The 13898-nt window shown below is 38.9% G+C and carries 14 protein-coding genes; 9 read left to right on the top strand and 5 right to left on the bottom strand.

Annotation, left to right across the window (positions count from 1 at the left end; genetic code table 11):
* Window positions 1-189: 189 nt before the first annotated feature.
* The 4 genes from CLV42_RS24745 to CLV42_RS24730 form a co-directional block, all read right to left on the bottom strand.
* A complete protein-coding gene (locus tag CLV42_RS24745) occupies window positions 190-954 on the bottom strand; it encodes a COG4705 family protein (RefSeq protein WP_106604620.1) in 765 nt (254 codons plus the stop codon).
* 194 nt (window positions 955-1148) lie between these two features.
* Complete coding sequence (locus CLV42_RS24740; RefSeq protein WP_106604619.1) at window positions 1149-1577, bottom strand: PepSY-like domain-containing protein; 429 nt, start codon at window positions 1575-1577, stop codon at window positions 1149-1151.
* A gap of 448 nt (window positions 1578-2025) precedes the next feature.
* Entirely contained in the window at window positions 2026-2289 is a 264-nt protein-coding gene (locus CLV42_RS24735; protein ID WP_106604618.1) for a hypothetical protein, read from the bottom strand.
* 60 nt (window positions 2290-2349) lie between these two features.
* Window positions 2350-3246 carry a LysR family transcriptional regulator gene (locus CLV42_RS24730; RefSeq protein WP_106604617.1) on the bottom strand — a complete coding sequence of 299 codons (897 nt, stop codon included), beginning with the start codon at window positions 3244-3246 and terminating at the stop codon, window positions 2350-2352.
* A gap of 110 nt (window positions 3247-3356) precedes the next feature.
* On the opposite strand from CLV42_RS24730, the gene CLV42_RS24725 reads away from it, so the two are divergent.
* The 9 genes from CLV42_RS24725 (at window position 3357) to CLV42_RS24685 (ending at window position 11111) form a co-directional block, all read left to right on the top strand.
* Window positions 3357-3908, top strand: coding sequence for a hypothetical protein (locus CLV42_RS24725; protein WP_106604616.1), 552 nt, complete (start codon window positions 3357-3359; stop codon window positions 3906-3908).
* A gap of 16 nt (window positions 3909-3924) precedes the next feature.
* Window positions 3925-4917 (top strand): NADP-dependent oxidoreductase, encoded by a 993-nt coding sequence (locus CLV42_RS24720; protein ID WP_106604615.1) that lies wholly within the window; start codon window positions 3925-3927, stop codon window positions 4915-4917.
* A gap of 217 nt (window positions 4918-5134) precedes the next feature.
* Window positions 5135-6118 carry an amidohydrolase family protein gene (locus tag CLV42_RS24715; RefSeq protein WP_106604614.1) on the top strand — a complete coding sequence of 328 codons (984 nt, stop codon included), beginning with the start codon at window positions 5135-5137 and terminating at the stop codon, window positions 6116-6118.
* Window positions 6119-6136: 18 nt separating this feature from the next.
* Entirely contained in the window at window positions 6137-7057 is a 921-nt protein-coding gene (locus CLV42_RS24710) for a helix-turn-helix domain-containing protein (RefSeq protein WP_106604613.1), read from the top strand.
* A 252-nt stretch (window positions 7058-7309) separates the two neighbouring features.
* A complete protein-coding gene (locus tag CLV42_RS24705) occupies window positions 7310-7930 on the top strand; it encodes an FAD-dependent oxidoreductase (RefSeq protein WP_170117636.1) in 621 nt (206 codons plus the stop codon).
* Window positions 7931-8367: 437 nt separating this feature from the next.
* On the top strand, window positions 8368-9213 hold the full coding sequence (locus CLV42_RS24700; RefSeq protein ID WP_106604611.1) for an ABC transporter ATP-binding protein: 846 nt from the start codon (window positions 8368-8370) through the stop codon (window positions 9211-9213).
* Window position 9214: 1 nt separating this feature from the next.
* A complete protein-coding gene (locus CLV42_RS24695) occupies window positions 9215-10009 on the top strand; it encodes a hypothetical protein (protein WP_106604610.1) in 795 nt (264 codons plus the stop codon).
* Entirely contained in the window at window positions 10010-10387 is a 378-nt protein-coding gene (locus CLV42_RS24690) for a GntR family transcriptional regulator (protein WP_106604609.1), read from the top strand.
* Window position 10388: 1 nt separating this feature from the next.
* A complete protein-coding gene (locus tag CLV42_RS24685) occupies window positions 10389-11111 on the top strand; it encodes a hypothetical protein (protein ID WP_106604608.1) in 723 nt (240 codons plus the stop codon).
* 499 nt (window positions 11112-11610) lie between these two features.
* Here CLV42_RS24685 and CLV42_RS24675 read toward each other — a convergent pair whose 3' ends face one another.
* The gene (locus CLV42_RS24675) at window positions 11611-13377 is read right to left on the bottom strand and encodes a phospholipase D-like domain-containing protein (RefSeq protein ID WP_106604606.1); all 1767 of its coding nucleotides are present in this window, start codon (window positions 13375-13377) and stop codon (window positions 11611-11613) included.
* Between the last annotated feature and the right edge of the window lie 521 nt (window positions 13378-13898).

Genomic DNA, 13898 nt, shown 5'->3' with positions numbered 1-13898 from the left:
CAAATGGCCATTTCTTGTCCGGCACCGGACAATGTAACGCGTCATACAGTTGCCTGTCGCTGCATGAAACAGATTAAGAAAATTACCGGGAAATATAGAATAAAGAGACGGAAGGTGTTTGAATAGGAATATTGATCTGACTAATTGTGTGATTGATTACAAAAAATTACCCTCTTTTATTAATTCAAATCAGGCATTGGAAACTTCTTTTTTCTGGGTACAGCGTTGCGAAAAATATATTAAGATAGCCATGATTGCAGTTGTTACCAATGCCGCAATGCCTCTGCTAAAATCAAGACCACCCTTTTCAATCGGCTTGGTAAGAAAATCACCAAAGGTTGCACCAAATGGCCTCGTAAAAATAAAAGCGATCCAGAATAAAAGAATTTCGTTGATCTTAGTAAAATAATGCAAGAGCACTACAATAACAATGATCCCCGCCGTAAAGGCTGCACCTGTTAAATAACTCATGCCGAGATTATCACTTAGAAAATCCCCAAAAGCAGTTCCCAAACTGTTGGAAATTAAGATGGCAAACCAATAATAAAACTCTACACGTCTTTCAACAATAGGATACACTTTGATTTCTCCAATGTTCCGGTACCACAAAAACAAAACTATCAGTAACGCAGAAAAAAGTATCGATGATCCCCATGCATAGCCCATACCCAATGTACGATCCATCAAATCAGAAATTTCAGTTCCTACTGTGGTAGTGCCAACAATCACAAGCCAATAAATAGCTGCATGAAATTTTTCTTGTCTCAATTGCCAGACTAACACCAGTATAAAAAGCACGAAGGTGATAAGCAAACTATATATATAGCCGATATTCAGTGACATTGAAAAAAAGTCACCTAATACTTCACCTAATGTGGTTGCAAGTATTTTCAATATCCAGAAAAGCAAGGTGATCCTTGCAACTTTGTTTAAGCCTATAGGCCTATTTATCATAGCGGTATTGATTTTCTTATCTAATAGTAATAGCGAGAGCAATGCCGAAAGGAAAATTAACAAACACAAGAGGCTGTTTCAAAAGTACAAGCAATTATCGAGGACTTAGAAATAGGCAATCAATGTTTTCGATGTTTAAATAAGACCAACATGACACGTTATTCTTTTGAAACAACCCATTTTTAGATAGATAGTTATTCTTTTTCTGTTTTTATAAAATTCCCCTTATCATCAAACACGATGTCTTTACCATGTACCTCAGCTTCATATGTAATCTTCCCATTTGCATTGATTACCTGCATAGCTTCTGTAATGGAAGCGCTTTTGTAATGGCTCTTTACATAGCTTACTACCGGAGCCGGTAACTGCTTTATGGTAATTGCCTTTCCTGCTTCAAGAAATTGTCCGGAAGGTGTATAAAGAACTGAATTGTCTTCGCCGGATTTGCCACCCCAATTGGCTTCATAATTTCCTTTTTCCGTTTCCCAGGTTACATTTTTTGCTTCAGGGAATTTTTGGGAGAAGGCATCTTTTACAACCTTAGGAGGATTAATACGCCCTTGAGCAAATAAGGCTGCGGAAATTCCTGTTACTAGCATTGCTGTAATTAGAATCTTTTTCATGACTTTGTTTTTTAAATGAATAAAACTATAAGTTAGTAACAGATTTTGTTGAAATCCTGAACATTGACTAGACAGAAGCAAAGTTTAACAATTGGTTAAGCAGGTATAAGGAACCTTTTAACAAAATAAACTGCCAAGCTTCCTTTGGTCATTAGGAGGAAATATGAGAGATGGTTATTTAAAGCCGGTATAAAAGTTCTATAAGTTGCTGTAAGTACCCGAAAATGGGTTCTAAATGAGGATGGCAAAAAGATATATCACGGGAAAGATGGGGCTGCCGGCAATAAATAATGGTCGAAATACATTTTGAGCTGGATGTAAATGGCCAGGTTCTGGGTGGCGGCATCTGGCAGTGTGTAGGTACCTAAAGCCGCCGTATTTTGATAGTATGGTATTTGCTATAAGTACTATAGCTTAAACAGTAGTAGTATCAAAACGTTTGTAATATTCATTTATGAAGGAAGGGCAATCTAAAAAAGCATCGACTGGCGATTTTGTTGGACAGTGGTTTTAAGACATGTTTTTGAAAATCAATTTCAATTGGCATTTCGCCTGTTTCCTGTAAGAAAAACAAATGGTAATCGTCCCGGTGTGAATGAGCCGTTTCCTCAAAAATCCTAAGCCCTTTAATAGAGGCTTTACCAATGGCTATACCTGTACCAAACATCTCCAACATTGTGTTAACCGGAATAGACTTTACCCTGTTAGCCATTGTCTATAATTTTCAGGTGAAGATAAAAATTGCCTAAAACTTGTGTGCTACGATCTTTTATTAAGCCTTTTGAACATGATAGTCTTTCGCGTGATGGACTAATAGCTGCGCCAATATTCGCGCTGCTTTTTTGCGATATTGACCTGCCGGCCAGGAAATAGTGGCCAATCGGGTCATACCTTCGCCTGTAATTTTCAGTGCTTTTAATTCAGGGTAGTTAAAGATCGACGAACCCATTAATATGGTCGCCCACCGACCACTATTTACCAGTTGTAAAAGCATATTGATATCATTTACTTCCATTTTTATATCAGGTATTAAATGATGATCTTCCAATAAAAGATCGAGGTAATTGCGGATGCTATATCCTCTGGTAGGCAATAGCAAAGGCAGACCATCTAATTGCTTAATGTTGATCTGCTTTCTACCGCCCAACGGATGGCTTTTGTGAACTACAAGTGCCAGACAGGAAGAAAACAAACGTTCAATTTTAAATCCTTCGCCTTTCTCACCCTGAGAAAAAGATAACATCATATCAATATGACCCTGATCAAGCTTGTCCAGTAAATCCTGAGTGGTGCCAAAGTTGATTTTTATGCTGATTTTTGGACACTCTTGTGAAAAGTCCACTACAGCTTTCGTTAACAAGTCCATTAGTCCATAGGTTACACCGATCGACAACGTTCCTGTATTAAGATTCATCAAATCCTTCAACATGTCCTTGCCGTCCTGGGCATCTTTCGCCGTCTTGAGAGCATAAGGCAAAAACGTTCTACCTGCCTCTGTGAGCCGCACCCGCTTAGCGATCCTGTCAAACAACGGTATTCCCAGTTCATCTTCCAATTGTTTGATCTGCTGAGATAGTGTGCTTTGCGTAATAAATAATGCACCCGAAGCTTCAGTGAAATTTTGTAATTCGGCGGCCTTGATAAAGTATTTTAATTGACGGAGTTCCATTTTTAAAGATATTAAAAATAATCGGTTTTTCCGATCAAGTATATCTAAAATAAACGTTTTAACGATTAATAAATTTCGGTGACCTTTGAATTATCAAACAAAAAAATATCATGGAAATCAAACAAACTACCGAAAACGCGCTTTCTCACTCAACTGTAAAAGCGATCATTAACGCGCCAATTGAAAAAGTAAACATCGCAGATTGGTTATTCAATCTTCCCGATGAGGAATATCAAAGATGCTCTACAGCCCATATCGCAGCTGGCTTTACACACACTTTAGCTGGCGAGCCTATGTCAATCAATGTAGAGACCATCGGTAACGCGCTTGTCATTCAGCATTATGTGGCTACTGAGTACAGGGCAGATTATTGTCGTATGTTATCGGTTTCTGATGCGATCACTGCCAACGGACGCAGCAAGGTTCAGGTGCTATGGGAACTTAGCGTCACAAAATTGGACGATCAAACCTGTGAATATACCAACGAAATTCATGCAACAGCAACGCCGGAGTTTTTTGAATTTATGAAAGTGCACAACATTTCTTTGGCCCAGGCTGCTCACGACCGCCAGGTTGCATCGGACGCTCACAATCATGAAGAAACGCCCCTGTTTGCAAAAAGCATCGAAAAGAAAGCCCTTACCGGCAGTTATGGTATTTGATTAAATGGTTAAAAAGATGAAATCGAAAATAATCAGATTGGTGAATATGCCAGCAGGTATGCCGCAAATCGATGACTTCCTGCTTGAAGAGGAGGAACTTCCATCGATTACTGATGGTCAGCTATTATTAAAGCCACTATTTATTTCGGTCGACCCATACTTAAGAGTCGCCATGAGTGGTGGACATCCCCCCGCTTTAAATGTTGGAGATATTATTATTTCACGTGGCATTGCGGCGGTTGTGACTTCCGCTCATAAAGATTTCAAAAAGGGTGATCTGGTAATGGGATATATGGAATGGCGGGATCTTTTATTACGTGACGCTGATGATCTGGTTGTATTGGAAGATAAGAGTATGCCATTGAGTTCCTATCTGAGCATATTAGGAGCTACTGGTTTGTCCGCTTACTTTGCGCTTAGTGAAATCGGTAAGCCGCAAAAAGGTGAGACGATCGTTGTTTCGGGTGCGGCTGGTGCGGTAGGAAGCATCGCAGGTCAAATCGGTAAATTGTTCGGTTGTAAGGTCATAGGCATTGTGGGAAGCGATGAAAAAGCCAACTTAATAAAAACCGAGCTAAGGTTTGACGCTGCCATTAACTACAAGACCAATGCTGACATCGGTGCCGTCCTGGACAAGCTTTGTCCCGAAGGGATAGATGTATATTTCGATAATGTTGGTGGCAACATATCGGATGCTGTAATCAGTAAGATGAATGATTATGGACGGATAGTGGTCTGTGGTACCATTGCAGATTACAATGATGAAAAGGGAGCTGTTGGGCCAAGATTGTTACCGCTTGTGGTTTACAAAAAATTATTCATTCAAGGATTTCTCATCGGTGATTACAAAGAGCGCTTTAATGAAGGCCGGGCGCAACTAAAACAATGGCTGATTGACGGAAATCTGAATTACAGAGAAACGATCGTGAAGGGCTTTGAGCAACTACCGGCGGCTTTCATAGGACTTTTCAATGGCAAAAACGAAGGTAAGATGTTAGTTGAAATGTAATGGAAATGACTGCTCACAGGTAGCTTTACTACACCGTATCGGTTTGGGTCAACGATACTGAGGAGCTAGCCAATAAAGGTTATGCACAATGATATCAAAAAGAAGTGGTAACAAGATATTTGAACTTAGTTGCGGTTTGACTACAACTATCTGAAATTAGACTACACCTATTTTTAGAATTGTGCTGAATTTTGTAGCAGCAAAAATCCATAGGCAAATGAAACTAATCGCAATAGAAGAACATTTTTTGACAAAAGAAGTCAGAGATGAATGGCAAAAAAATGCCGACAAAGATGCCCCGACCCATAAGCTTCACTTTGGTGAAATTGAAGATCGTCTGGAAAATATAGGAAATTCACGGCTTCAATTGATGGATGAAACCGGTATAGATGTCCAGGTGCTTTCGCTTACCAGTCCAAGCCTTCACAATTTAGGAAGAGAAAGCATTGATCTGGCTATTCAAACAAACGATTACGTAGTGGAAATTATAAAAAAAACGCCCGACAGGTTTCAGGGATTTGCAGCGTTGCCAATGTCTGCACCGAAAGAAGCCGCAAAAGAATTGGAACGTTCTGTAAAAAATCTTGGACTGAAAGGCGCAATGTTATGCGGGCGGACCGGCGTGAAAAATTTAGATCATAAAGATTTTTGGGAATTGTTTGAATGTGCGGAAGCGCTTGGCGTTCCGTTATTCATTCATCCGCAAATCCCTCAAAAAGCAGTCAGGGACATTTATTATTCAGGTTTTGACGAACTAACAAACCTTGCGTTTTCAACCTTTGGGCTGGGTTGGCATTATGAGGCAGGAATACAATTTGTTAGGTTAGTCTTAGCGAAAGTGTTTGACCATTTTCCCAATCTGCAAATTATTCTTGGGCATTGGGGCGAAGTAATTTTATTCTATACAGAAAGGTTAGCTTCACTTAACAGCGCTGCTAAGCTTGACAGACCTTTTATTGATTATGTACGCCAGAACCTATACGTAACAGCAAGCGGAATGTTCAGCCATGCTTACCTGCAGCGTTCCGTTGGAATCGTCGGTACAGACCGCATACTTTTTTCTGCCGACTATCCTTATCAATACCGACCAGGAAGAGATGCCCGTAACTTTTTAGAAGCAACAGAACTCAGTAAGGAAGACAGAGAAAAATTTGCTTTTGCAAATTGGGAGCGCTTGAACAATGCTATTAAAGGAGAATGAAATCTCTAAATTTGTATTATGGAACAACGGCAGACACGAAGAATAAAAACGATCAGCGAATTTCATCGGTTAAGAGGGTTGTCACAACCCGGACACCCGCTGATCAGCGTTGTTGATTATGCAAAAATTCAACGCCCTGCTGATATCAGTGAGACCAATTGGGTATTTGATTTTTATCAGATTTCTATAAAACGAGGAATGAACGCCAAGCTGAGATACGGACAACAGGAATATGATTTTGAGGATGGTGTTGCCTTTTTCGCTTCGCCCAATCAGGTTTTCAGGATTGAACCAGATCCTCATCCTATGACAAAGCGTTCGGGTTGGATATTACTCATTCACCCTGATTTCCTTTGGAATACATCGCTTGCAAAAACGATTAAACAATATGAGTTTTTTGGATATTCCGTAAACGAAGCATTATGGCTTTCAAAGAAAGAAGAGGCAACAATCAATAACATTATTCAAAACATTCGGGAAGAACATCTTTCCAATATAGATAGATTCAGCAAGCAAATTATTGTATCACAAATTGAAAGTTTACTTAGTTATTCGGAACGTTTTTACAATCGTCAATTCATCACAAGAGAAAAGTCCAATCATCAAATTTTAGCACGTTTAGAAAAAGTATTGACTGACTACTTTAGCAGCGATGAAATTGTTTCAAATGGTTTGCCGACAGTTGAATACATTGCCGGTACCTTAAATACATCGACAAAATATTTAAGTGGTTTACTGAAAGTATTAACGGGCCAAAGCACACAGCAACACATTCATGATAAGTTGATTGAAAAAGCCAAGGAAAAATTATCCACAACGAATTTATCCGTTAGCGAAATTGCTTACGAACTTGGCTTTGAACATTCGCAGTCGTTCAGCAAGTTGTTTAAGGCAAAGGCTAAGCTTTCCCCGTTGAAATTCAGAGCGTCATTTAATTAATGCAGCCGAAGATCATTGCTCACTGATTTTCTTCCTGTGGTTTTTACCCCATAAAATCATTTCTTTGATAACAGGCAATAGCGAAAGTGTGTAGTTAGACACTTTTATACTCAACTGCAAGCGGCGAGTGGTAAGCTTTAGGGAGTAACGGCATTTTTTGAAGATAGAAGAATTATAAAGTGAGATTTACTGATTGGTGCAGACGGAGCAGGTTCTGTCGTAAGGAAACAAAGAGCCCCTGAAGCAAAAATTATGGACTCCGGTGCCAGGGCTATCTATGGACGTATTAAATTAGAGGATGCGAGAAAAGTATTACCACAACTATGTATTGCAGATGTTTTCACTGCAGTTTCAGATGCCCGTAAATTGATTTTAGGTGTAGGACCAATCATTTTTCCAGTACGTCCGGAATCTGCAGCCCAAAGTTTAGGTCTTGATTGCACATTAAACGAACAACACGATTATGTAGGATGTATTATTTCGGGGCGTAAAGAATTTTTTGGTTCTGATGATACAGTAGTAAGAAAGAAAGCAAGCGATGAGCTACAACAAATGGCAATTGAACTTTTAAGTGACTGGCCAAGAAAAGCATCATCTGTTCCTGCAGCTGGTGAAAAAGGTTCTTTTTTTTATATTGAAATGAATTCCAGCATTCCTTTTGATTTAAAACCTCATCATAATGTTACCCTTTTGGGAGATGCCATTCACAAAATGACACCCAGTTTGGGAAGAGGTGCCAATGTAGCCCTAAAGGATGCAGTGCTTCTTGGAAAAGAGCTTATTGAAGTATCCTTAGGGAAAAAAGAGCTAGTCAATTCTTTGGCAGACTATGAAAAGGAAATGACTGAATATGGTTTTAATTTGACTGAATAAGGTGGAAATGGATGTTCTAATTAACATTTAAAAAAAGGGTTTTACTTATAGAAATTAACCGATGATTATAAGAAAAGCTGCTAATTAAACAGGCAGATCAAGAATATGGAGGACAAATACTATGCTTTGACTGAAATGACGGAATAAAAGTTTCAGGAATTGTTTGGCTTGTATGATAAGGAGCAGAGATACTTAAAGAACTAGAATTATGGTGTTTAGGCGGTTAGGGGATGCCTTGCAAGGCGATTCTTAGACATTTCCGAGCTAACAGGCTGCTATACATATCCAGGTCAATTGACCTGTTTTAAACCAATTTAGTAATTATCATATTGAAATTCAGTTATTTATAAAAAATAAGTTGATGTATTTTGAAAACCTCTTGTAGATGATAAAATAAAGGTCTAGTATTGTAGTGTAATACTTAACTACTACACTACATGATTAAGATTTCAAATTTATCATTTGGTTATAGCAACAAAAAATTGCTCTACAGCGACCTTTCGCTCGATATAAAAGGGGGGAACATATATGGTCTGTTGGGTAAAAACGGCGCGGGGAAATCTACGCTCCTGAAGAATATCTCCGGAACATTATTTCCCAAAAAAGGGAAGGTAATAGTTAATGGTAGTATTCCCCAAAGGAGAAAACCATCGTTCCTGAATACCGTATATTTTATTTCAGAAGATGTTACACTTCCGCCGCTAACCCTCAGGAAATATTTAGATTTATTTTCGGTGTTCTATCCCAATTTTAACGCGGATGAATTAAACATTTTTCTAAAAGAGCTGGCGGTTTCCGTTCCCACAAAGCTCAGTGCGTTGTCATTTGGTCAGCAAAAGAAATTCAGTATTGCCTTTGCGTTAGCCTGCAACACACAGATTTTACTAATGGATGAACCTACCAATGGCCTGGACATTCCGTCGAAAGCGCAATTCAGGCAATTGATCGCATCAGTAATGACAGATGACCGCATTATTATCATCTCGACGCATCAAACCCGTGATCTCGAAAACTTAATTGATCAGGTGATCATTGTCGATGATGGCCAATTGCTTTTAAACGAATCTGTTGATTCAATTACTGAAAAGCTAATCTTTGAAACGGTTAGTACTCCGCCAAATGATAAAAGGATCTTGTATGCGGAGAAGCATCTGAAAGGAGTGTCTCTGGTGAGAGAAAATACTTCGGGTGAAGATACCCGGATCAATTTGGAGAACTTATTTAATGGCGTTACCTCAAAGCCACAATTAGCAAAAGAAATTTTCACCAGTAACACTAAATAAAATGAACGATACATTTAATATAAAACGGTTTGGTTGGGTGTTCAAAAAATCAGTACTTGAACGCCCCGCACTAATGCTTGGATTGATGTTAGTGACACTTGTCATTACTTTACTTACCTATGCAATTGTACAATCGATGGCTGGTATAGCCAAGGCCCAGGTCAGCGCCTTTGTTTTTGGTTTTCTGGTTGGTGGCAGTTTTATGTCGTCTTCAGCATTGGGCTACTTTTCATCCAATTCAAGTGGTACCTCCTTTTTAATGCTACCTGCGTCACATTTGGAGAAATGGCTTTGTGCAGTGTTGATTTCAGTAGTTATCTATGCCGCCATATATCTTGGTTTTTTCAGGTTGGTAGATATATTTTTTGTAAATAACTACCATCAGGGACTTGATCCCAATAGTCCCAATTATCAAAATTTATATCGTTCAGTTGAAGTATTTGGATTTAATAATGAGATAGCTAAGAATATATTCATCATTTTCTTTAATATCTCAAGAGCTATGTTATTAGGTTCGCTGTATTTTAATAAAGTCAGTTATATCAAAGTGGCTCTGTTGGTTTGTACGCTGGTTATATTCACTTATTTTGCTAATCTTCTGATCGCTGGCCTGTTTTTTAACCATATCGACATGGCTACCCCTTTTAAAAGTATATTTTTAAAAGTAGGTTCTGCGATTGGAATTGTAGATCTGCCCGAAGGTGTGAATTCGGTAATCAGCTTTTTGATAAGTTATGTGATCCCCGGAACATTGTGGTTAACGGCCTTAATCAGGTTAAAAGAAAAGGAAATGTAAATGGAATTCAGAGACAAGCAAGCGATTTATCTGCAAATAGTGGAATATGTATGTGAACAGATACTGCTGGGAAATTGGCAGACCGGAAATAAAATACTAAGCATAAGGGAGCTGGCCGTTTACATGGAAGTAACACCTAATACAATACAGCGTACTTATGATTTTTTGCAGCAAAAGCAAATTATAACTAACCGCAGAGGAGTGGGATACTTTCTTGAAGAGGAAGGTATGCAACGTGTTCTTGCTTACCGGAGAGAATTGTTTTTGGAAAATGAACTGCCATTAATGTTTAGAAACATGCATTTACTTAAAATTGGGGCGGAAGAAGTTAACAGAAGATTTGAGGAATATATTAACCAAAATTATAAGGATAAATAAAATGAAACTAAGTACTATAATACTCATTACCCTGCTGGCGCTTTTCGTGACTAGCTTGTTTGCTTCCAACCTGCTTTTCAAAAGGCAATATGACCATCGGGATAAATCCGATTTATATTGGAATTACAATAAGATATTGGAACACCCTTTTAAGCATTTAATAGTTGATGGTGGAAATGTCACTAATATCGTTTTTGAGCAAAATAAAAACTCTTCAGTAAGAGTTCTGGACTACTGGGGTGGTTATCAGAAAGATAGTGTGAAAGCCTATATAAATGGGGATACTTTACATATAAAGTTTCTTAATAAATATGATGATCTTATTGAAAAGTCATGGATGCAAAACAACATCCTGGTGCGTGTTGCTGCCCCTGAACTGTTTTCAATTGAAGGGCATAATACGAATCTTGAATTAGATGAGTTCCGGCAAAAATCGCTTACAGTTCGTTTATCAGGAAAGTCACGACTAGAGGTAGAGAGCAACATTCATAATTTTGATCAACTTGATGTTACCCAAAATGACTCGACTCAAGTGGTGTTTGAAATGAACCCCGATCTGAAAGGTTCTCCGATTATGCATGCGAAAAAAATAACAGCGAGGTTAAAGGGGGTAACCCTTCTGGATATGGGCCATTTATATACCGACCAAAGTGATCTTTTAGTGGCAGATAGCTCAGCGCTTATTCTTTCAGGTAAAACCATAAATTCCTTAAAATCCAATTAGACACCGGTGCTGATTAAGGCAATAGTCAAATCATTCTCTAAATAAATAACTGCCTAAAAGGACTTCTACTGCTCAGATTTTGTAAAGTGTTTGTGCTTATCACAATCCTGTTGGGCAACACAGGTACTAATGAAAAAGGGACAAATCATACTTGTGATGATTTGTCCCTTTTCTTTGCGGACTGCGAGGGACAATTATCGAACCAATTTGCCGAGGATTTAGACAAAATTTATCAGTTCGCCAAGCAGGTTTTTGCAAGCCCTGCCAAACACTGATCACGGGAGTATGATATGGGGGAATAAAATTTTTGCTGCCTTCTGGTCAATTAAACAGATCGCAGACCTCTTATACTTGTCCGAATCCCCGTCAACAAATAGTTCGCTTCCGGTCATAAAAGCACTGTTATCCATCGAAGCCCCCAGATCAGGAGGGATATGTAATTAAATTGAAATAAGCAATGTTTGCATACTTCAGTTGTAGTGTCAATGTTGTTGTGTAATCAAGTTCTGTCAGGCATGCTCAGCATCGTATTTTGGTGCTGCTGTATGCCATACATACCGGTGAATATTTCTATACGTTTTCTTTTGTATTTACCAGCTTTGTATTGATTTGTCCATGTGTCCGTAGAGGAAAGGAAAGCCGGGTTATCGTAATCGAGTGACCCCTGTTCTGTCATTTTTTTGACGATCCAACGAAAGTAATAGTGGTTAAATAATCTCAGGAATTCTGTGAAGTAGATATCCGCCACTCTGGGATTACCTTTAATGATCATCATATTCTCATCATTGTCTGTAGTGGACGGACCACTGAAGTTAGCCGAGCCAGTTGCAATGATACAATCTTTCTGCAGCGGATCTTTCAAGAGGAACTTGGAGTGCACATACATTACATTGGTATTAAGTTTCAATCCGAATGTATTGGTTTCTCTCACCCATTTATATAGCGCATTTTCCGGAATGTATGATCCAACAGCTTTGACAACATGGTTTTGATAGATGTAATCGAATTGTTCTTCTGCATCTTTTTCCAGTAGCAGAAAAGTTAATGCGCTGTTAGTGGTATTGTCAGAGAGGGCATTTGCAAATACTTCATTCACGCCGAATGCAAGTGTGATACATGCACAGGATGTTGCGCTGTCCAGTAAAGTGGCATAGAAGTTAAGCATATCAACGGTCTTCCGCGGACTGAAAATGCAGGTGACACCATCCTGGATATCGTCTACACTGGTCAGGTCAGCCTCGGCCTTTGATGTAAAGGTTTCAAGTGTTTTACTATCGGGATCATTCTTGATAACATCCCAATAGGCTTTGTATTGACTTGCCACTTCCTGATCATCTACGGCGTGACCGACGTTCGCTTGTCCGAAGATCCCTCCCTTGGAAATGTTGGTAGAACCGGTCCATACTTTTGTGCAGACCCCTTCTTTCTCCAGCACCATAAACTTATTGTGGCTAATGTAGCTTTTATTGCGTGTACGACTTATCAGTGTGCAGTTAGGATGTTTATCCAGTCCGGCGGTTTCACATGCCTTATTATTTTCCACTTTGGGAAAACTAGGTATCATTTCGCCGGTCTTTTTATCCAGGCGTTGATTCTCTTTACAATCATAAACAAGTTCAAGCAGTACGCCGCGATCTGCCGCTTCTCTCAAGGCTAATAGCACGCCATCATATCTGAACTCATAAAAGCATCCATAGATCTTATCGCCTCTTTCTGCCTGTTCTATAAATGCAATGAGCGCTTCTTTCAGCCCCCTGGAAAGCCATTTATAAGCGGAATTATCTGCTACCTTGTCAGGGCTTTTATTGCCAAATTTCATCGCATATGCCTGGCTGGATGCGACTCCCCGGTTGAAGAATACAGAATGGTCCCCGGCCACCCAGAGTGCTTCTGTCGTTACATCAATAGAAATAGTCGCCCCACGTTTTATATTCAGGGGTGTTCCTCTCAGGGGAGTAAAGTGGTAGGTGTAGTCTTGTTCGGCGTACGCGGAGAAATCTTCCCAGGTAAAGGCTTGGATCGGGTTGTCATATGTAGAATACAAGCCACCTGGTATAGGGTTTTCAACCCGATCTTTAAATACCTTAAAGCCCATTACAGTTGTCCTGACACGTTCGTGTTTCTGGTTGATATACTCTTTTTCTACCATGAAGCCCAGGAGGCCTTTCATGTGTTCTTCAGCGCAGTCTATCGCAAATGCAACTGTATAGGTGCCTGTCACTGCGTAGATTGTAAATCCGTCTACTTTGTTTGACTTAAAACGCATGGAGAAAGGTTTTGTAGATGGTGAATATTGATATCGGGGAATTGATGTACTTGATGTAAGTAACCAATATTAAAAATAGGTTTTTGGAAGAAGATGGAAAATACAAAGTAGTTTGTATTTTTTGTTGGGTGTCGGGTTATGAGTTATGATCGTAATGGAAGCTATCCTCTAAAGCAAATGGTTGAGAAAATAGAGAGGGCCTAGAGATTTATCTAATATTCACATTTTTATTAGTACAAATCATTGATAAAAGCGGATTTATCAATCGGCAAAGGAAATTCAAAAAGGCAACTTAAATCCTAAGAAGTGTAATACATTAGGTTTGAAAGTGAGAATTTAAACAACAAAATGTATCGCATTATGTTTTTATTGTGAAAATGTTTTGCAATAAAAACATAATGTAGTTTTCATCTTACAAAACTTCTCTATCAATAGTTCGGTAAGTTTTATTCACAAAACATGTGTGGAAAAACGATGTAGATAATTAAAGGGCTCGGAAGGTCGAACCAAAAATAAAAAAA

It is taken from the genome of Chitinophaga ginsengisoli, from assembly GCF_003014595.1.
Taxonomy (GTDB): Bacteria; Bacteroidota; Bacteroidia; order Chitinophagales; family Chitinophagaceae; genus Chitinophaga; species Chitinophaga ginsengisoli.
This window is presented reverse-complemented; position numbering and strand designations above follow the sequence as displayed.

Coding starts and splice junctions, on each gene's coding strand:
- CLV42_RS24745 (WP_106604620.1), bottom strand. CDS start 954: ATGATAAATAGGCCTATAGGCTTAAACAAAGTTGCAAGGATCACCTTG.
- CLV42_RS24740 (WP_106604619.1), bottom strand. CDS start 1,577: ATGAAAAAGATTCTAATTACAGCAATGCTAGTAACAGGAATTTCCGCA.
- CLV42_RS24735 (WP_106604618.1), bottom strand. CDS start 2,289: ATGGCTAACAGGGTAAAGTCTATTCCGGTTAACACAATGTTGGAGATG.
- CLV42_RS24730 (WP_106604617.1), bottom strand. CDS start 3,246: ATGGAACTCCGTCAATTAAAATACTTTATCAAGGCCGCCGAATTACAA.
- CLV42_RS24725 (WP_106604616.1), top strand. CDS start 3,357: ATGGAAATCAAACAAACTACCGAAAACGCGCTTTCTCACTCAACTGTA.
- CLV42_RS24720 (WP_106604615.1), top strand. CDS start 3,925: ATGAAATCGAAAATAATCAGATTGGTGAATATGCCAGCAGGTATGCCG.
- CLV42_RS24715 (WP_106604614.1), top strand. CDS start 5,135: ATGAAACTAATCGCAATAGAAGAACATTTTTTGACAAAAGAAGTCAGA.
- CLV42_RS24710 (WP_106604613.1), top strand. CDS start 6,137: ATGGAACAACGGCAGACACGAAGAATAAAAACGATCAGCGAATTTCAT.
- CLV42_RS24705 (WP_170117636.1), top strand. CDS start 7,310: ATGGACTCCGGTGCCAGGGCTATCTATGGACGTATTAAATTAGAGGAT.
- CLV42_RS24700 (WP_106604611.1), top strand. CDS start 8,368: ATGATTAAGATTTCAAATTTATCATTTGGTTATAGCAACAAAAAATTG.
- CLV42_RS24695 (WP_106604610.1), top strand. CDS start 9,215: ATGAACGATACATTTAATATAAAACGGTTTGGTTGGGTGTTCAAAAAA.
- CLV42_RS24690 (WP_106604609.1), top strand. CDS start 10,010: ATGGAATTCAGAGACAAGCAAGCGATTTATCTGCAAATAGTGGAATAT.
- CLV42_RS24685 (WP_106604608.1), top strand. CDS start 10,389: ATGAAACTAAGTACTATAATACTCATTACCCTGCTGGCGCTTTTCGTG.
- CLV42_RS24675 (WP_106604606.1), bottom strand. CDS start 13,377: ATGCGTTTTAAGTCAAACAAAGTAGACGGATTTACAATCTACGCAGTG.